Raw genomic sequence first — 17,566 nt, 5'->3', positions numbered from 1 at the left:
CAGGCGCCGTGGCGCCGGACGTCACTTGCCGAGAAGCTTCTTGATCTTCGCGGCGTCGGCCGGGGCCATCTCGGCGTTGCCGGTGAGGCGACGCGTCAGGCGGGACGACTTGTGCTCGAGCAGGTGGCGCTTGCCAGCGCGCTCACGCAGCACCTTGCCGGAGCCGGTGACCTTGAAGCGCTTCTTGGCACCGCTGTGCGTCTTGTTCTTCGGCATAGCGCCGTTCTCTCCTCGTCGGTGGCACTCCCGGGCCCGGGTGGGGGCGCACTGGAGCGTCATCTTGTTCGGGTTGCTTCCCGGAGCGTTACCGCCCCGGGGCGATCCGGGGCCGAAAACCGGCCCCGGGATCACGCCTCTGCGTCTGCGGGCTCCTCGGCGGCGGAACCGCCCTGGCGCTCCGCCTTGCGGGCGGCCTGCGCCTCGCGGGCCTCGGCCATCGCCTCGGTCTTCTTCTTGTGCGGACCGAGAACCATGATCATGTTGCGGCCGTCCTGCTTGGGGTTCGACTCGACGAAACCCAGCTCCTGGACGTCCTCCGCGAGGCGCTGCAGCAGTCGGTAGCCCAGCTCGGGGCGGGACTGCTCACGGCCACGGAACATGATCGTGATCTTGACCTTGTCGCCCTGCTTGAGGAACCGGACGACGTGACCCTTCTTGGTGTCATAGTCGTGCGGGTCGATCTTCGGCCGGAGCTTCATCTCCTTGATGACCGTGTGCGCCTGGTTCTTGCGCGCCTCACGGGCCTTCATGGCCGACTCGTACTTGAACTTCCCGTAGTCCATGAGCTTGCAGACCGGCGGGCGTGCGTTCGCCGCCACCTCGACCAGGTCGAGGTCGTACTCCTGCGCAAGCTCCAGTGCCTTGGCAAGCGGCACGATGCCGACCTGCTCGCCACTGGGACCGACAAGTCGCACCTCGGGGACGCGGATCCGGTCGTTGATGCGGGGCTCGGCGCTGATGGGGCCTCCTCGGTAGCACCACGCGGCGCCCTCGCGGGAGCCACGTCACGTCTTTACGTAGACCAACCGCGCCGGCACAACAAAAATGCCCCGACGGGCACAGGCGGGGCTCCATGAAACCGGAACACCGCCACGGCATGCCGCGGGGCGCATCGGACGGCTCCATCGTCCGTACGGAACGATGGCGGCCGTCTGACCGGAAGACCTGCCGACCCGTGGTCGGCGAGGTGGGAGATCGGAGCTCCACTTGTGGGCCGGGCCCGTGTGGGTCACACACGTGTCCAGCCGGTCGTTGCACAACTCTATCAGCTGGTGAGCGGGCATGCGAACCAGTGGCGAACCGATACGGCTACGGGACGTATCGTGTCGCCCATGAGCGACACGACGCCCACCGGCCCCACGGGCAACCACGACGAGCCCCCGGCCCAGGACACGGCCCCCGACTTCGACGCCATGACCCGCGACATCGCGGACGTGCCCGCCGTCGAGGTGATCACCACGGTCGCCGTGCACCTGATGAGCGCGGCGGCGGTCAACCTCGGACTCGCCGAGGAGGGCGAGGAGCACAAGGACCTCGACGAGGCCCGCAAGCTGATCACCGCCCTCGCCGGGCTGGTCACCGCCAGCGCCACCGAGGTCAGCAACTTCCACGCGGCCCCGCTGCGCGACGGCCTGAAGTCGCTGCAGCTGGCCTTCCGCGAGGCCTCCGTCGTCCCGGACGAGCCGGGCCAGGGCCCCGGCGAGAAGTTCACCGGCCCGGTCTACGCCTGACCGCGGTCGCCCCCGGACCCGGTCGCCGGGCCGCCCTCGTCATTGGCCCGCCCGCCGAAGTGCGGGCGGTCCGGCCGCCCCTCGCCCGGGCCGGCCAGCGGCTCCGGCTCGGCGACGTCGTCCGCCACATTGGCCCGGCCGTGCGGCGGGTGCGTCACCCGGTTCGCGCCCGCGGCCAGCGCGGCACCGATCAGCGGGGCGACGATGAACAGCCACAGCTGCGAGAGCGCCGCGCCACCCGCGAAGAGCGCCGGCCCCAGGCTGCGGGCCAGGTTCACCGAGGTGCCCGTCAGCGGCACGCCCACGATGTGCACCACGCCCAGCGCCAGGCCGACGGCCAGCCCGTCGAAGCCGACCATGGCCACCCGGTGGGTCACCGACAGCCACACGAAGACGAACAGGAAAGTCATCACGACCTCCGCCAGGAACGCGCCCCCGGCCCCCAGGTGCACCGCCGAGCGGTCCCCGTAGCCGTTGCTGCCGAAGGCGCCGTCCGTCTTGAGCCCCGGCACCTGCTTGGCCAGCAGGAAGAGCACCGCCGCGCCCACGATCCCGCCCACCAGCTGCGCGATCCAGTACTCGATCGCCGTGTGCAGGGAGATCCGGCGCTGCAGCAGCATCCCCAGCGTCACGGACGGATTGAGATGACAGCCCGAGACCGGGCCGACGGCGTACGCGAGGGCCAGAAGAGTGAAGCCGAAGGCCAGCGCGATACCGAGCACGCCGATGTAGTCGGCGGCGAGGACCACCGATCCGACGGCGAAGAAGACCAGCAGCGCCGTACCGAGGAACTCGGCGCCGATCGTACGGGTCGTGACCGGGTCGAGGCGCTCAAAGGCCGGTTTCACGTTCTTCAGGGCGTCCATGGCGTCCTCCCGAGGATCTCGTGGACCGTCCACCTCGCATTGTCGGACGATCCCCCTCCGGGCGCCTGCCGAGCCCTTGCCGGTCAGCGGCGGTAGAACGCCTCCCCGGCCCCGCCGGCCGCACCGGCCCCCGGCGGCAGCAGCGCCAGATCCAGGCCCCGTACGAGCCGGGCGCGCAGCACCTCGTCCCCCGCCAGCCCCTCGGCGACCGCCCGCAGCACCTCCTGGGCGGCGGCCTGCGGATCCGCCTCGACGGCCAGCGTGCCGTCCGCCTCCGCCGAGGCCACCAGGAACGCACGCAGCACCCCCGGACACCCCGCCAGCACCGCCCGCAGCGCCTCCGTCACGGCCGGATCCGCCAGCGGATCGGCACTCTCCCGGCCCTCCGCCAGCGCCAGCAGCGCCGGGCCGGTCAGCGGGTAGGCGACGGGGCCGGCCAGGTCGAGGACGATCGTGTCCGCCTTCTCGTGCGCGGCGGCCTGCAGCGCCTGGTGCAGCGGCACCGCCACGGGGCGCGCGTCCGCGCGCCACCGCCGGAGCGTCTCCATCGAGGTGAACGCGGGCAGCGCCCGCCGGCCGTCCGGCGCCTGCAGCGTCGGCACGGCCATGTCGCTGGTCTTCTCCCGCTTCAGCCCGTCCGGGCCCTCCTCGACCTCCCCGAGCACCGCCACCACGGGCACCAGCAGCCGCGCCCCGCGCAACGCCCCCAGCACCCGCCGTTCGGCCCCCGCCCCCCGCTCGGCCCCCCACGCGGCCAGCGCCGCGGCCAGTGCGGGATCGGCGGAGCCGTCGTCGTCGGAGAAACCGGGATCGGGAATGTTCTTGAGCGCCACGCCCCGAGGGTATCCGGTGCGCTTGCGGCTACCGCCGCCGCGTGGGCGCGGCAAGCCAGCAGGGCACCCGCAGGCGGCTGCCGTGCCGCGTTCGACTGCGGGCCGGCAGTGGCTGAGCGCGCCCACGCGGCGGCAGCCGCAGATCAACACTGCCCCGCGCCCCTACGGGGCGCAACCGCTGCTCGACGGCGGCCCCGTCAGGGGCGCGGGGAACTGCGCGACAAGCCACCACGCACCCGCAGGTGGCTGCCGTGCTGCGCCCGGGGCCCGGGGTAGCACCTCGTCTGCGGGCCGCCGGTGGCTGAGCGCGCAGTTCCCCGCGCCCCTGACGGGACACTGCACCCGCCGGGCGGGCCCTAGGCGCGGCGGCGCCGGAGCAGGGCCGCCGTGCAGAGCAGGAGCACGCCCGCCGTGCCGGCCGCGAGTGCCGGCGCCGTGAGGCGGAACGCCGAGGTCGCGGGGCCGCCGGCGTGGGGGCCGTCGGCGAAGTAGCGGGGTGCGGGCGGCGGGGGCGGATCCGCCGGCAGGGCGCGGGCGCGCGCCAGGGCGGCGGCCGGGTCGATCAGGCCCGCCCCCAGGTCGTCGCTGCGGCCTCCGTCGGGGGCGTTCTTGGCCGTCGCCGTCAGGACGCGCCGCACCTGCGCCGCCGTCAGTCCGGGGCGTGCCGCCTTGAGCAGGGCCACCGTGCCGGAGACGAACGCGGCCGCCGCGCTCGTGCCCCATCCCTCGTAGTAGCGGCGGTCCGGGTCGGCGATCACGACGTCGACGCCGGGGGCGCTGACGGTGGCGTACCAGCGGCGGGTGGAGAAGGGGGCGCGGTTGCCGTAGCGGTCGACGGCGGCCACCGCGATCACGCCGGGGTAGGCCGCCGGGTAGGAGACGTGGTCGCCGTTCTCGCCGCCGTTGCCCGCCGAGGCGACGACCACGGCGCCCTTGCGCAGGGCGTACTGCACGGCGGCGTCCTCGCGCGGCTCGGGGTGGGCGGTGTCGCTGTCGTCGCCGAGGGAGAGGTTGATGACGTCGGCGCCGTGGTCGGCGGCCCAGCGGATGCCGTCGGCGAGGGCGCTGCCGCGGGCCCCGCGGGCCCGTGAGCGGGCCGGGTCGCCGTCCTCCAGGATGACGCGCACCGGCAGGATCCTGGCCTGCGGCGCCACTCCGACGACGCCGTCGGCGTCCGCGTCGCCGTGCCCGCGGCCGGCGATGATGCCGGCCATGGCCGTGCCGTGCCGGGCCCAGGCCCGCTCGCCGGGTTCGGCGCCGAAGCCGACCAGGTCCTTGCCGGGCAGTACCCGGCCGCGCAGGTCGGGGTGGGTCTCGTCGACGCCGGTGTCGAGGACGGCCACGGTGACGCCGGCGCCCTTGGTGGTGCGCCACGCGTCCTGCACGCGCAGCGCGTCCAGGGCCCACTCCTGGGTGCGTATGGCGTCGGCCCGCGCGGGGGGTGCGGCCAGTACGGCCACGGCGAGGGTGCCGGCGAGGGCCGCGAGGGCGCGGCGGCGGGCGGTCACGGGTTCTCCGGCTCGCGTCCGTGGGCCGCGTCGCGGAAGGCGCGTTCGGCCGCGTCGGCCAGGGCGCGTGCGTCGTGTCCCAGGCCCGCCTGGGCGGGGACCTCGGTGGCACCGGGTTCGACGGCCCCGGACGCCGGCTGGGGGACCACGCCCGTGCGGGCGTCGGCGAAGCCGGAGACGGCGTAGACGACGGCCGGGACGTCCGTCAGGACGCTGATGTGCCAGCTGGCCCGCTGGGCGTCCGCGAAGCCGGCGGCCGGCGTGCCCGGTACGGCGTACGGGCGGGGCATCAGGTCCGCGCGCCGGTCGAGGTGCTCGCCGGCGAAGCGGTCGCGCAGCGCGTTCATGGCCGGCGCGTCGGCCTCGGTGACCAGCACGCCGACCGTGGTGACGGTCGACGACGTGGCGTCGGTGTAGGTCGCGCGCAGCAGCCGTTTGCAGCCGACGGGCGCGAGGGCCTTGGCGAGCAGGGGGTCGAAGACCTTGGCGCAGCCGCTGTCGGGGGCGACTCCCACGCGGTTCCAGTCGCGCGGGGCGCCGCCGGGCCCGGCCGCCTCGGCGTGCACGGCGGGCGGGAAGAGCCGGTCGACGGGCACGTCGCGCCAGACGGTGGCGCCTCGTGCGTACGCCTGCTCCTCGGCCGAGCCGCCCACGTCGTCGGCGGCGAGGCAACTCCCGGCGACGGCCCCGGCGATGAGGCCCAGTCCGAGGACGAGGCACAAGGCGACCCCGAGAGCCCCGCGCCGCCGCTCCCCTGCGGGGGGCTGGGCGGGGGCGGGGTGCGGCTGCCCGTACACCGCGGGCGCGACGGTGGGCTGCGGCGGCACCGCGACTCCGGCGACAGCGGGCATCCCTGCGGGGTGCACCGGCCGCGCGGCCATGGCGGCGGGCGGCGCCGCAGCGTGGGGAACCGCCTCGGGTGCGGCCGTGCGCGCCGAAGGTGGGGCAACCGCCTGAACGGCACCGAGGGGACGCCCCGGGGACGGTGCCACCGGCGCCGCCGGTGCCGGTCGTACGGGAAGCCCGGGGGCAGACGGCACGGCAGACGGCTCCGCTTCGGTGCTCACCCTGCGCTTCCCCTCGTCAGCCGGCTCGTCGCAACCCCTGAAATGAGTACGGAACCGCCCTATGCCGGACATGCGCCCCGGCCTGGCAAGGCCGCGGCGTGCGCGCCACTTTACGGTGCCCGGTACGGGGCCTGCCATTCACCCGAGGCGCCGCCTCTACCCAGGCTCGGCACGCTCTGGCAGGCTGCGCGCCATGTCGTCCGAGCGAGCACGTCTCGACAAGGCCACCGCACATCTGGACGCTCCGCTCGCGGTGGTGGATCTGCGGGCGTTCGACGCGAATGCCGCCGATCTGGTGCGCCGGGCCGGTGGGAAGCCGGTGCGGGTGGCGAGCAAGTCGGTGCGCTGCCGGGCGCTCTTGGAGCGGGTGCTGGCGCGCGAGGGGTTCGCCGGGGTGATGGCCTACACGCTCGCGGAGGCGCTGTGGCTGGCGCGTTCGGGGGTGGAGGACGTGCTGGTGGCCTATCCGTCGGCCGATCGCGCCGGGTTCGCGGAGCTGACGGGCGATGCGAAGCTGGCGGGTGCGGTGACGGTGATGGTGGACGATCCGGCGCAGCTGGCGTGGATGGAGGCGGCCCGTACGGGGGGCGAAGAGGTGCGGGTGTGCCTGGAGTTGGACACCTCGCTGCGGCTGCTGGGCGGGCGGGTGCGTGTCGGTGCGCTGCGGTCGCCGGTGGCGAGTGCGGAGCGGCTGGCGGAGCTGGCGGGGGCGGTGGCCCGCCGGCCGGGGTTCCGTCTGGTGGGGCTGATGGCCTATGAGGCGCACGTGGCCGGCGTGGGGGATGCGGTGGCGGGGCATCCGCTGCGGTCGCGGGCGGTGCGGTGGATGCAGTCCGTGGCGCGTGACCGGCTGGCGTCCTTGCGGGCGCGGGCGGTGCGGGCGGTGCGGGAGGTCGCGGAGCTGGAGTTCGTCAACGGTGGCGGTACGGGCAGCGTGCAGTACACGGCGGCGGAGGCCGTGGTGACGGAGGTCGCCGCGGGGTCCGGCCTGTATATGCCGCGGCTGTTCGACGACTTCTCCTCCTTCCGCGGCCGCCCGGCCGCCCTGTTCGCCCTGCCGGTGGTGCGCCGCCCCGGGGTGGGCGTGGTGACGGTGCTGGGCGGGGGCTATCCGGCGTCGGGGGCGGCGGGCCGGGACCGGTTGCCGGTGCCGTACCTGCCCGAGGGACTGCGGCTGGTGGGGCGGGAGGGGGCGGGCGAGGTGCAGACCCCGTTGCTGGGGGCGCCCGCCGACGACCTGCTGATCGGTGACAAGGTGTGGTTCCGGCACGCGAAGGCGGGCGAGTTGTGCGAGCGGTTCGCCGCCCTGCACCTGGTGGACGGCGACCGGGTGGTGCGGACGGTGCCCACGTACCGGGGCGAGGGCCACACCTTCTTGTAGGGCCTTATGTGGGAGGGCCTTGTGTTGGAGGGCCTTACGGCACCAGGACGATGCGTACCGGGTCGCCCGTCTTCGTCCGCAGCCGCTCCACGCCCTGCGCCGCTTCGGCGAGCGGCAGGGTGGCGCTGATGGAGTCGCGCAGGTCCAGCCGGTGCAGGCGGGCGAGGGCGACGAGTTCCTCGACGTGTCCGGGGGCGGAGCCGTAGTGGCCGAGGACGTGTTGTTCGCGGTAGCTGAAGGCGATGCTGTTGGTAACGGTCAGCGGTTCGCGGCCCAGGCCGACGAGGACGAGCCGGCCGCCGTGGTTCAGGCAGCGCACGGCCTGGTCGCGGACGGCGGCGACGCCGGCGAAGTCGAGGGCGAGGTCCAGGCCGCGGCCGGCGGTGGCCGCCAGGACGTGGTCGCGCAGGGCGGGGTCGGCGGGGTCGAGGGCGAGGTCGGCGCCGGCGGCGAGGGCGCGGTCGCGGGCGGAGGGCAGCGGGTCGACGGCGACGACGGGTGCGGCGCCGGCGAGGCGCAGGAGTTGGACGGCGTGGGTGCCGAGCCCGCCGATGCCCCAGACGCCGGCCGGGCGGCCGGGGCGCACCTGTCCGGTGGTGGTGATGGCGGCCCAGGGGGTGGAGACGGCGTCGGGGATGACGGCGGCCTGGGCGAAGGGCAGGTCGTCGGGCAGGGCGACGAGGGTGTGGGCGGAGGCGAGGGCGTAGTGGGCCCAGCCGCCGTCGTAGTCGACGCCGCGGGTGCGGACGGCGGGGCAGGGCTCGAAGCGGGCGCAGGCGGCGCAGGAGCCGCAGCGCTCGCCGGCCTGCAGCAGGACGCGTTGGCCCACGGTCCAGGGGCCGGGCACGTCGGGGCCGAGGGCGTCGATGACGCCGGCGGTCTCGTGTCCGAGGGTGACCTTGTCCGCCGTGGCGTGCACCGGGGTGAGGCTGCCGTCGATGAGGTGGACGTCGGACAGGCAGATGCCGGCGGCCTTGACCTCGATCCGGACCTGGCCGGGGCCGGGCTCGGGCACGGGGACGTCCTCGACGGCGAAGGTGCCGGTTCTCAGGTCGAGTCGTGCGGCCTGCATGGTGTCGGTCATGAGCGGAGCTTCGCCGAGCCCGGCGCCGTGACGCAAGGGGGCGCCGGGGCCGGTGGTACCGATGTCCACCGGCCCCGGCTGACGGGATGTCACATCAATGGGGCGTCGGACCGATGAGACGTCAGAACGCCTTGTCCACCTGGTCGGGGATCACGCTGCCGTCGGCGCGCCGTACGGGCACGTGCGTGCCGTCCTCGGCCGTGGCACCGGTCGTGGAGCAGGGGTAGGTGCCGGACTTGCGCGGCATCGGGTCGATGAACATGGGGTTGGCGACCCAGCGGCCGTCGGCGTCGTCGTACGCGCGGCACATCAGCTCGGACTTGTTGCGGTTGATGGCCACGTGGGCGCCGGTGGCGTCGTTCACGAACGTCACGTCGGTGTCGGCGTCGCCGGCGCCGAGCGCGATGCGGTGGTCGGCGTCCTGCTGCTGCCAGGCGGCGGCGCCCTTGATCTTGAAGATCTCCTGGTTGATCATGCAGCGCTTGCCGTCCATGTACGGCAGGGCGTCGCCGCGGCCGGTCTCGACGCCGCCGCAGCCCTTGATGCGGGTGGTGAGCCTGCCGTGCTCGGTGATGGTGCGGATGCCGATGGTGTGCTTGCGGTCCAGGCCGACGCCGCTCGACCACGCCTCGGCGATGGGCTCGGAGGAGGCGGAGACGATGTAGACGTCGAAGCCGGCCTTCTTGAGCGTGCCGATGAGGTTCTTCTGCTGGTCGTAGTAGCGGATGTAGCCGGCGATGGTGTGGGTGCCGACCGTCTGCTTGGCGCCGACGGGGGCCGCGAGCTGCTCGGCGCGCGCCCAGCGGGCGAAGGAGGTCAGGGCGGCCGGGGTGTGGCCGGCGAAGAGCTGCGGGATCCAGGCGTAGGCGGGGACGGTGCGGCGGTGGTTCCACTCGCCGGCGAAGGCCGGCTCGCCGGCCATGGTCTGCGACTTCTCCCGGATCTCGAAGATCTCGTCCGTGCAGGCGGTGTTCTTCGAGGTCGGCAGCGGCCGGCCGGCGGGCACGGCGGTGCCGCACGCCTTGGTCAGCGCCTTGTCGGCGGCGGGGGTGAGCCAGGCGCTGGTGTCGGTCCAGCGCTTCGGCCGCAGGATCTTGTCGTGCTGGAGCGCCCAGGCGAGCGTGGCGTCGGTGATGTCGTTCTTGACGACGGTGTTGTCCCAGTCGAAGGCGGCGACGGGGCGGGGGCCGCCCTTGCCGGAGCAGGTGCCGCGCTCGTCGATCATCTTCTGCAGCCGGGCGCGGTTGTCGCCGGCCCAGGGGAGGTTCGCGTCCAGCTGCGGGCAGGTGGCGCGCGGCGTGTGGCGGGCGGGCGCGGCGGTGGCGGGGACGGGGGCCATGAGGGCGGCGGCGACGGCGAGACCGGCGGCTATGGCGGACTTCTTGCGCATGTGCTCTCTTCGGTGCATGGACGGCGGTTCCGCGCCGGGACCGGCAGGCGACGGCTGCGGCCTTCCGGTCCCGGCTCTGTGATCATGGACCTTACAGCGGGGTGACGTACGCCCCCGCGATGCCTCCGTCGACGAGGAATTCGGCGGCGTTGACGAAGGACGCGTCGTCGCTGGCGAGGAACGCGACCGCCGCGGCGATCTCCTCCGGCTCGGCGAACCGGCCCACCGGCACGTGCACCAGGCGGCGCGCGGCCCGCTCGGGGTCCTTGGCGAACAGCTCCTTCAGCAGCGGGGTGTTCACCGGCCCCGGGCACAGGGCGTTGACGCGGATGCCCTCGCGGGCGAACTGCACGCCCAGCTCCCGCGACATCGCGAGCACGCCGCCCTTGGAGGCGGTGTAGCTGATCTGGGAGGTGGCCGCGCCCATCACGGCGACGAAGGAGGCGGTGTTGATGATGGAACCCCTGCCCTGGCGGCGCATGTAGGGCAGGACGGCCTTGCAGCACAGGTAGACGGAGGTGAGGTTGACCTCCTGGACGCGCTTCCACGCCTCCAGTCCGGTCTCCAGGATCGAGTCGTCGTCGGGCGGGGAGATGCCGGCGTTGTTGAAGGCGACGTCGACCGAGCCGTAGGTGTCGTGGGCGGCCCGGAACAGCGCCTCCACCTGCTCGGGGTCGGTGACGTCGACCTGGACGAACAGTCCCCCGGTCTCCTGTGCGGCGGCCTTGCCGGCGCTCTCGTCGATGTCGGCGCACACGACGTGGGCGCCCTCGGCGGCGAGCCGTCGCGCCGTGGCCAGGCCGATGCCGCTGCCGGCTCCGGTGACGACGGCGGTACGGCCCACCAGGCGGCGGCACACTGCGGTCCGGTCGGTCACTCAGTCCTCCTGGGTGCTGATGAAGACGTTCTTGGTCTCGGTGAAGGCGGCCAGCGCCCCCGGGCCCAGCTCGCGGCCGAGGCCGGACTGCTTGAAGCCGCCGAAGGGGGTCCAGTAGCGGACGCTGGAGTGGGAGTTGACGGAGAGGTTGCCGGCGGCGACGGCCCGGGACATCCGCAGGGCGCGGGAGACGTCGCGGGTCCACAGCGAGCCGGCGAGCCCGTAGGCGGTGTCGTTCGCCAGCCGTACGGCCTCGTCCTCGTCCTCGAAGGGGATGACGACGGCGACGGGGCCGAAGACCTCCTCGCGGGCGACGCGGTCCCGGGGGTCGGCCTCCAGCACGGTCGCGGGGTACCAGTAGCCCTTGCCGGTGGGTGCTTCGCCGCGGATGGCCGCGGGCGCGGACTCCGGCACGTAGGAGCGGACGCGCTCGCGGTGCGCGGCGGAGATCAGCGGGCCCATCTGCGTCGCGGGGTCGGCGGGGTCGCCCACGACGAAGGACTTCACCGCCGGCTCCAGCAGCTGAAGGAAGCGGTCGTACACGTCCCGCTGGACGAAGATGCGGCTGCGGGCGCAGCAGTCCTGGCCGGTGTTGTCGAGGAAGGAGCCCGGTGCGGCGGCCGCTGCGCGCTCCAGGTCGGCGTCGGCGAAGACGATGTTGGGGCTCTTGCCGCCGAGTTCGAGGGTCACGCGTTTCACGTCGTCCGCGCAGGCGGCCATGATGCGCTTGCCGACGGCGGTGGAGCCGGTGAAGACGACCTTGGCCACGCCCGGGTGGCGCACCAGGGCGTCGCCCGCCACGGGCCCGGCCCCCGGCAGCACCTGGAACAGGCCCTCCGGCAGGCCGGCCGCCAGGGCCAGCTCCGCCAGGCGCAGGGCGGTCAGCGGAGTGGTCTCGGCGGGTTTGACGACGACGGCGTTGCCGGCGGCGAGGGCGGGGGCCAGGCCCCAGGCGGCGATGGGCATCGGGAAGTTCCAGGGGGCGATGACCGCGACGACGCCGAGGGGTTCGTGGAAGGTGACGTCGAGGCCGCCGGCGACGGGGATCTGGCTGCCGGTGAGCCGTTCGATGCCGCCGGCGGCGTACTCCAGCAGGTCGCGGGCGTTGCCCGCCTCCCAGCGGGCGTTGCCGATGGGGTGGCCTGCCTCGCGCACCTCCAGCCGGGCGAGCTCCTCCAGGTGCTCGTCGACGGCGGCGGCGAAGCGGCGCAGCTGGCGGGCCCGGTCGCCGGGGGCCAGGGCCGCCCAGCGCTGCTGGGCGGCGGCGGCCCGCCGGACCGCGGCGTCGACCTCCGGCCGCGAGGTGGCCGGCACGGTGGCGAGGACCTCCTCGGTGGCGGGGTTGACGACGTCGTGCCGGTGCGGGTGGGTGTCGTCGGATGCGTGTCCGTACTCGTGCACGTGCAGCCTCACATGCGCTCGAAGGAGCGGAAGCGCTCCCAGTCCGTGACGGCCGTGTCGTACGCCTGCTGCTCGACACGGGCCATGTTCAGGTAGTGCTCGACCACCTCGTCGCCGAAGGCGGCCCGGGCCAGGGGGCTGGCCTCCCACAGCTCGGCGGCCTCGCGCAGCGTGCCGGGCACGTGCGGGGCGTCGCCGGCGTAGGCGTTGCCGGTGCTGGGGCGGGGCAGCTCCAGCTCGTGCTCGACGCCGTACAGCCCGGCGGCGACCATGCCGGCGACGGCGAGATAGGGGTTGACGTCGCCGCCGGGAAGGCGGTTCTCGAAGCGGTGCGAGGGGCCGTGGCCCACCACCCGCAGGGCGCAGGTGCGGTTGTCCGGTCCCCAGGCGACGGCGGTGGGGGCGAAGGATCCGGGCCGGAAGCGCTTGTAGGAGTTGATGTTGGGGGCGTACAGGAGGGTGAAGTCGCGCAGGGCGGCGAGCTGTCCGGCCAGGAAGTGCCGCATCACCGGGGACATGCCGTACGGGTCGGAGGCGTCGGCGAGCACGGGGCGGCCGGCCTCGTCGCGCAGCGAGAGGTGGATGTGGCAGGAGTTGCCCTCGCGCTCGTTGAACTTCGCCATGAAGGTCAGGGCCATGCCCTCCTGGGCGGCGATCTCCTTGGCGCCCGTCTTGTAGACGACGTGCTGGTCGCAGGTGGCGAGGGCCTCGTCGTAGCGGAAGGCGATCTCGTGCTGGCCGAGGTTGCACTCGCCCTTGGCCGACTCCACCGTCATGCCGGCGGCGCCCATCTCGTTGCGGATGCGGCGCAGCAGGGGTTCGACGCGGCCGGTGCCGAGGACGGAGTAGTCGCAGTTGTACTGGTTGGCGGGGGTCAGGTCGCGGTAGCCGCGGTTCCAGGCGGCCTCGTAGGTGTCGCGGAAGACGATGAACTCCAGCTCCGTCCCCACGTACGCGCTCCAGCCGTGCTCGGCCAGCCGGTCCAGCTGGCGGCGCAGGATCTGCCGCGGGGAGGCGAGCACGGGCGAGCCGTCGTGCCAGGCGAGGTCGGCGGTCATCATCGCGGTGCCGGGGTTCCAGGGGGTGCGGCGCAAGGTGGCCGCATCGCCGTGCAGGGCGAAGTCGCCGTAGCCGCGCTCCCAGGACGACATGGCGTAGCCGTCCACGGTGTTGAGGTCGACGTCCACGGCGAGGAGGTAGTTGCAGCCCTCGGTGCCGTGTGCGAGGACGTCGTCGAGGAAGAACCGGGCGGCGAACCGCTTGCCCTGCAGCCGCCCCTGCATGTCCGTGAAGGCGAGCACGACGGTGTCGATCTCCCCCGAGTCCACGAGCCGGCGCAGCTCGTCGACCGGGAGCGGGGGTATGCGGTCTGCCACAGCGGGGCCTCCTGTCGGGTACGACCGGAGGTCTTAAGGTAGGGGTGCAGACCATTGATTGGGAAGGGGGAGGGATGAACGGAAGCGCACCGCAGGGATCTTCGGCTGCGGACCGGCTGTCGCCCGTGCTGCGCCCGGTACGGGCCGGCAACGGCTTCGAGGAGGCCCTGGAGCAGATACTCCAGGTCATGCGCCTGGGCCTGGTCGCCCAGGGCGAACGGCTGCCCGCCGAGCGGGAGTTGGCCGACCGGCTGCGCGTGAGCCGGGTGACGCTGCGCGAGGTGCTGAAGGTGCTGCAGGAGCAGGGCCTGGTGGAGAGCCGGCGCGGCCGCTACGGCGGTACGTTCGTGCTGGCCAGGCCCGCGACGGCGGGCGAGGAGGAGCTGCGGCGCCGCCTTGCGGGCACCGACCTGGAGGACACGCTGCGCTTCCGCGAGGTGCTCGAAGTGGGGGCCGCCGGGCTGTGCGCCGCGCACGGCCTGTCCGGGGAGCACGCCGAGCGGCTGCGCGCGGCGCTCGCCGCCACGCACGACGCGCCGCTGGCGGACTACCGGCGCCGTGACACGCTCCTGCACCTGACGCTGGCCGAGCTGTCGGGCTCCCCGTCACTGGCCGCGCAGTACGCCGCCGTCCGCGCCTCGGTCAACGACCTGCTCGACTGCATCCCGCTGCTCGTGCGCAACTTGGAGCACTCGCAGCAGCAGCACACGACCCTCGTCGAGGCGGTGCTGGACGGCGATGCGGACGGGGCGCGCGAGGTGATGCGCGAGCACTGCTGCGGAACGGCGGCCCTGTTGCGGGGGTTTCTGGCATAACGCGCCTGTGGTTACGCGGGTTTAACCGGCCGGGGGGTTGCCCTGCGACCATCGGCGGGGCAAAGGTATGGCGCATTACCTTTACCTCGCCCGCGGCAGGCAGGAGCGGCCCATGCCCGAACGCACCCAGTCCCCCGGCGCACCACCGGCCTCCGCCGGCCCCGACGATTCCTATCTGGAGAAGCGCTCGCTGCGCCGGGGCAGCGCGGGCCCCCTCCTGCTGACCGGCCTGGGGGTGGCCTACGTCGTCTCCGGCGACTACTCCGGCTGGAACTTCGGCCTGGCCGAGGGCGGGTTCGGCGGGCTCGCCGCGGCCGCGGCCCTGATGGGCCTGATGTACACGTGCATGGTCTTCTCCCTCGCCGAACTCGCCGCCGTCCTGCCCACGGCGGGCGGCGGCTACGGCTTCGCCCGGCGGGCGCTGGGCCCCTGGGGCGGCTTCCTGACGGGCACCGCGATCCTCATCGAGTACGTCCTCGCCCCCGCGGCGATCTCCCTGTTCATCGGCGACTACGTCGCCTCGCTGCACCTGTTCGGGCTCACCTCCTCCTGGCCGGTGTACCTGGCGTGCTTCGTCGTCTTCATCGGCATCCACCTGTGGGGCGTGGGCGAGGCCCTGCGCTTCAGCTTCGTGGTCACCGGGGTGGCGGTGGCGGCGCTGCTCGTCTTCGCCGTCGGCGCGTTCGCCCGCTTCGACGCCGGTCGCCTGAACGACATCCCGGCCGACCCGCACGCCTTCGCGTCCTCCTCCTGGCTGCCGTTCGGGCTGCTGGGCATCTGGGCGGCGTTCCCCTTCGGCATGTGGTTCTTCCTCGGCGTCGAGGGCGTGCCGCTGGCCGCCGAGGAGACCCGTGACCCGGCCAGGACGCTGCCGAGGGCGATGGCCACCTCGATGGGCATCCTGCTGCTCCTGGCCCTTCTCGCCTTCCTCGCCGCCACCGGCGCGGGCGGCGCCGACGCCCTGCGGGACGCCGGCAACCCCCTGGTCGCCGCCGTGCAGCCGGACGGGCACGCCACCGTGCTCGGCCGGATCGTCAACTACGCCGGTCTCGCGGGCCTCGTGGCGTCCTTCTTCTCCCTCATCTACGCCGGCTCCCGCCAGCTCTTCGCCCTCTCCCGCGCCGGCTACCTGCCGCGCTTTTTGTCCCTCACCAGCCGCCGCAAGGCCCCCTGGCTGGGGCTGCTGGTGCCCGGTGCGATCGGCTTCACTCTCGCGGCGGCCACGGGCGACGGGGCGCGCATGCTCAACGTGGCCGTCTTCGGCGCCACCATCTCCTACGCGCTGATGTCGCTGTCGCACATCGTGCTGCGCCGCCGTGAACCCGGGCTCGCGCGGCCGTACCGTACCCCCGGCGGGACGCTCACCTCCTCGGTCGCGCTGGTCCTGGCGTGTGCGGCCCTGGTGGCGACGTTCCTGGTGGACGTGACCGCGGCGCTGATCGCGCTGGCCGTCTACACGGTCGCCGCCGCGTACTTCGGCCTCTACAGCCGGCACCACCTGGTGGCGAGCGCACCGGAGGAGGAGTTCGCCGCGCTCGCGGCGGCGGAGGCGGAACTGGAGCGAAAGGACGACTGATGCGCCGGACGCGCCCCCTGATCGGCATCACCACCTATCTCACCCGTGCCCGCTGGGGAGCCTGGGACTGCCCCGCGGCCCTGCTCCCGGCCCTGTACACCGCGCACGTCCAGCGTGCCGGCGGTGCGGTGCTCATGCTGCCGCCCGACGATCCCGCGCACGCCGCGGACCTCCTCGGCGCGGTGGACGGCCTGGTCCTGGCGGGCGGCGACGACCTGGATCCGGCCCTGTACGACGCGCTGCCGCACCCGCGCACGGGCGCACCGGTGCCCGAGCGCGACCGCTGGGAGCTGGCCCTGCTGGAGGCGGCCCTGGAAGGCGGCGTGCCCGTGCTGGGCGTCTGCCGGGGCATGCAGCTGATGAACGTCCGGGCGGGCGGCACCCTGTGCCAGCACCTGCCGGACGAGGTCGGCCACACCGGTCACAACCCGGGCCCCGGCGTCTTCCACGACCATGCCGTCGTCCCCGTCCCCGGCACCCTCACCGCCTCCCTGCTGCCCACGCGCCTGGAGGTGGCCACGCATCACCACCAGTCGGTCGCCGACGTCGGCAAGGACCTCGTGGTCTCGGCCCATGCCGACGACGGCACGGTGGAGGCCGTCGAGTACCAAGGCCGTGCCTTCGCGCTCGGCGTCCAGTGGCACCCGGAGGCCCGCGACGACCTGCGGCTGGCGAAGGCACTGGTCAGGGCGGCGGCCGGTCAGTCCTGACCGGCGGTCAGCCCCAGCAGCTCCCGGGCCGGCCCGGCCGGACGGTGGCCCGCGGGCCAGACCGCGCGCAGCGTGCGGTGCAGGCGGACGCCGGACACCGGCACCTCGACCAGGCGGTGGGCGGCGAGCTCCTCGGTCACCGCGAGCTCGCTGAGGACGGAGGGGCCCGCGCCGCTGACCACGGCGGCCTTGACGGCGGTGGTGGAGGCCAGTTCGAGCAGGGGCGCGGTGGCGCCGTCGTGGGCGGCGAGGGCCGCGTCGAGGACCTGGCGGGTGCCCGAGCCGCGCTCGCGCAGGATCAGCGGCGCCGCGGCCAGTTCGGCGACCGGCAGGGGGGCGCGGCGGCGGGCCCAGGGGTGGTCGGGCGCGGTGACGACGACCAGCCGGTCGCGGGCCACCACCGCGCCGTCCAGGCCGGGCGGCAGGTCCAGGCCCTCGACGAAGCCGAGGTCGGCCTCGCCCGCCAGCAGGCGCTCGGCGACGGCCGCGGAGTTGCCGGTGTGCAGGGAGACGGCCGTGTCCGGGCGCCGGGCGCGCAGCGCTATCAGCCAGCCGGGCAGCAGGTACTCGGCGATCGTCATGCTGGCCGCGACGCGCAGCCGGGCGTCGCGGCGCTCGCGCAGGGCGCGGGCGCCGGCGTCGAAGGCCTCGGCGGCCTCGACGATGCGCCGGGCCCAGTCGGTGACCAGGACGCCCGCCTCGGTCAGGCGCGAGCCGCGCGGGGAGCGGTCGACGAGGGCGACGCCGAGGAGGCGTTCGAGGGCGCGCACCCGGCCGCTCGCCGCGGGCTGGGTGATGCCGAGCTCGCGGGCCGCCCGGCCCAGGCTGCCGAGGCGGGCGACGGCCAGCAGCAGCTCCAGGGCGGCCAGGTCGGGGACCCGGTGCGAGAGCGGTGTCGGCGGCGTCGAGCTCATAAATCCAGTTTATGAGCTCATAGCCGCGTACTCTCTAC

17 protein-coding genes are annotated in these 17,566 nt (G+C 74.2%); 5 read left to right on the top strand and 12 right to left on the bottom strand.

The genetic code is table 11. The features are described from left to right. Nucleotides 1-21: 21 nt before the first annotated feature. Entirely contained in the window at nt 22-216 is a 195-nt protein-coding gene (gene rpmI / locus AC27L3_RS05980; protein WP_099202169.1) for a 50S ribosomal protein L35, read from the bottom strand. Between the two features lie 131 nt (nt 217-347). After that, a complete protein-coding gene (gene infC / locus AC27L3_RS05975) occupies nt 348-959 on the bottom strand; it encodes a translation initiation factor IF-3 (protein WP_344434286.1) in 612 nt (203 codons plus the stop codon). Between the two features lie 372 nt (nt 960-1,331). Between infC and AC27L3_RS05970 the strand changes: the two genes are divergently transcribed. Further along, nucleotides 1,332-1,730, top strand: coding sequence for a DUF1844 domain-containing protein (locus AC27L3_RS05970; RefSeq protein ID WP_487232967.1), 399 nt, complete (start codon nt 1,332-1,334; stop codon nt 1,728-1,730). On the opposite strand, the gene AC27L3_RS05965 is transcribed toward AC27L3_RS05970, so the two are convergent. From AC27L3_RS05965 to AC27L3_RS05950, 4 genes are all read right to left on the bottom strand, one after another. Next, nucleotides 1,721-2,596, bottom strand: a complete 876-nt coding sequence (locus AC27L3_RS05965) for an aquaporin (RefSeq protein ID WP_487232966.1) — start codon at nt 2,594-2,596, stop codon at nt 1,721-1,723. The genes AC27L3_RS05970 and AC27L3_RS05965 overlap by 10 nt on opposite strands. Before the next feature lie 83 nt (nt 2,597-2,679). Beyond that, complete coding sequence (locus AC27L3_RS05960) at nt 2,680-3,429, bottom strand: SseB family protein (protein ID WP_487232965.1); 750 nt, start codon at nt 3,427-3,429, stop codon at nt 2,680-2,682. Nucleotides 3,430-3,785: 356 nt separating this feature from the next. Further along, complete coding sequence (gene mycP, locus AC27L3_RS05955) at nt 3,786-4,937, bottom strand: type VII secretion-associated serine protease mycosin (protein ID WP_487232964.1); 1,152 nt, start codon at nt 4,935-4,937, stop codon at nt 3,786-3,788. Further along, the gene (locus tag AC27L3_RS05950; RefSeq protein ID WP_487232963.1) at nt 4,934-5,788 is read right to left on the bottom strand and encodes a hypothetical protein; all 855 of its coding nucleotides are present in this window, start codon (nt 5,786-5,788) and stop codon (nt 4,934-4,936) included. Before AC27L3_RS05950 ends, mycP begins: the two co-directional genes overlap by 4 nt. Before the next feature lie 409 nt (nt 5,789-6,197). Here AC27L3_RS05950 and AC27L3_RS05945 point away from each other — a divergent pair, with 409 nt between their 5' ends. Beyond that, on the top strand, nt 6,198-7,385 hold the full coding sequence (locus AC27L3_RS05945) for an alanine racemase (RefSeq protein ID WP_487232962.1): 1,188 nt from the start codon (nt 6,198-6,200) through the stop codon (nt 7,383-7,385). Between the two features lie 34 nt (nt 7,386-7,419). On the opposite strand, the gene AC27L3_RS05940 is transcribed toward AC27L3_RS05945, so the two are convergent. The 5 genes from AC27L3_RS05940 to AC27L3_RS05920 all read right to left on the bottom strand — a co-directional run bounded on the left by AC27L3_RS05940 (nt 7,420) and on the right by AC27L3_RS05920 (nt 13,513). Further along, a complete protein-coding gene (locus AC27L3_RS05940) occupies nt 7,420-8,469 on the bottom strand; it encodes a zinc-binding dehydrogenase (RefSeq protein ID WP_487232961.1) in 1,050 nt (349 codons plus the stop codon). Nucleotides 8,470-8,590: 121 nt separating this feature from the next. Next, complete coding sequence (locus AC27L3_RS05935) at nt 8,591-9,859, bottom strand: HAD family hydrolase (protein ID WP_487232960.1); 1,269 nt, start codon at nt 9,857-9,859, stop codon at nt 8,591-8,593. Nucleotides 9,860-9,950: 91 nt separating this feature from the next. Then, nucleotides 9,951-10,736, bottom strand: coding sequence for a 3-oxoacyl-ACP reductase (locus AC27L3_RS05930; RefSeq protein WP_487232959.1), 786 nt, complete (start codon nt 10,734-10,736; stop codon nt 9,951-9,953). Then, entirely contained in the window at nt 10,737-12,137 is a 1,401-nt protein-coding gene (locus AC27L3_RS05925) for an aldehyde dehydrogenase family protein (protein ID WP_487232958.1), read from the bottom strand. 8 nt (nt 12,138-12,145) lie between these two features. Further along, nucleotides 12,146-13,513: a glutamine synthetase family protein gene (locus AC27L3_RS05920; RefSeq protein WP_487232957.1), complete on the bottom strand. Its 1,368-nt coding sequence runs from the start codon at nt 13,511-13,513 to the stop codon at nt 12,146-12,148. 74 nt (nt 13,514-13,587) lie between these two features. Between AC27L3_RS05920 and AC27L3_RS05915 the strand changes: the two genes are divergently transcribed. From AC27L3_RS05915 to AC27L3_RS05905, 3 genes are all read left to right on the top strand, one after another. Continuing rightward, nucleotides 13,588-14,328 carry a FadR/GntR family transcriptional regulator gene (locus AC27L3_RS05915; protein WP_487232956.1) on the top strand — a complete coding sequence of 247 codons (741 nt, stop codon included), beginning with the start codon at nt 13,588-13,590 and terminating at the stop codon, nt 14,326-14,328. 112 nt (nt 14,329-14,440) lie between these two features. Next, nucleotides 14,441-15,904, top strand: coding sequence for an ethanolamine permease (gene eat / locus AC27L3_RS05910; RefSeq protein ID WP_487232955.1), 1,464 nt, complete (start codon nt 14,441-14,443; stop codon nt 15,902-15,904). Beyond that, entirely contained in the window at nt 15,904-16,614 is a 711-nt protein-coding gene (locus AC27L3_RS05905; RefSeq protein ID WP_487232954.1) for a gamma-glutamyl-gamma-aminobutyrate hydrolase family protein, read from the top strand. The genes eat and AC27L3_RS05905 overlap by 1 nt, the downstream gene beginning before the upstream one ends. Here AC27L3_RS05905 and AC27L3_RS05900 read toward each other — a convergent pair. After that, nucleotides 16,605-17,528, bottom strand: coding sequence for a LysR family transcriptional regulator (locus AC27L3_RS05900; RefSeq protein ID WP_487232953.1), 924 nt, complete (start codon nt 17,526-17,528; stop codon nt 16,605-16,607). The genes AC27L3_RS05905 and AC27L3_RS05900 overlap by 10 nt on opposite strands. Nucleotides 17,529-17,566: the final 38 nt, after the last annotated feature.

Source organism: Streptomyces sp. PKA51 (assembly GCF_057552455.1).
The sequence above is the reverse complement of the archived record's forward strand: the minus strand, read 5'-3'. Positions and strand labels throughout refer to the sequence as shown.

Bases quoted from the DNA above. Each gene is read 5' to 3' on its own strand.
- rpmI (WP_099202169.1), bottom strand. From the start codon at position 216: ATGCCGAAGAACAAGACGCACAGCGGTGCCAAGAAGCGCTTCAAGGTC.
- AC27L3_RS05970 (WP_487232967.1), top strand. From the start codon at position 1,332: ATGAGCGACACGACGCCCACCGGCCCCACGGGCAACCACGACGAGCCC.
- AC27L3_RS05965 (WP_487232966.1), bottom strand. From the start codon at position 2,596: ATGGACGCCCTGAAGAACGTGAAACCGGCCTTTGAGCGCCTCGACCCG.
- AC27L3_RS05950 (WP_487232963.1), bottom strand. From the start codon at position 5,788: ATGCCCGCTGTCGCCGGAGTCGCGGTGCCGCCGCAGCCCACCGTCGCG.
- AC27L3_RS05945 (WP_487232962.1), top strand. From the start codon at position 6,198: ATGTCGTCCGAGCGAGCACGTCTCGACAAGGCCACCGCACATCTGGAC.
- AC27L3_RS05940 (WP_487232961.1), bottom strand. From the start codon at position 8,469: ATGACCGACACCATGCAGGCCGCACGACTCGACCTGAGAACCGGCACC.
- AC27L3_RS05935 (WP_487232960.1), bottom strand. From the start codon at position 9,859: ATGCGCAAGAAGTCCGCCATAGCCGCCGGTCTCGCCGTCGCCGCCGCC.
- AC27L3_RS05915 (WP_487232956.1), top strand. From the start codon at position 13,588: ATGAACGGAAGCGCACCGCAGGGATCTTCGGCTGCGGACCGGCTGTCG.
- eat (WP_487232955.1), top strand. From the start codon at position 14,441: ATGCCCGAACGCACCCAGTCCCCCGGCGCACCACCGGCCTCCGCCGGC.
- AC27L3_RS05905 (WP_487232954.1), top strand. From the start codon at position 15,904: ATGCGCCGGACGCGCCCCCTGATCGGCATCACCACCTATCTCACCCGT.
- AC27L3_RS05900 (WP_487232953.1), bottom strand. From the start codon at position 17,528: ATGAGCTCGACGCCGCCGACACCGCTCTCGCACCGGGTCCCCGACCTG.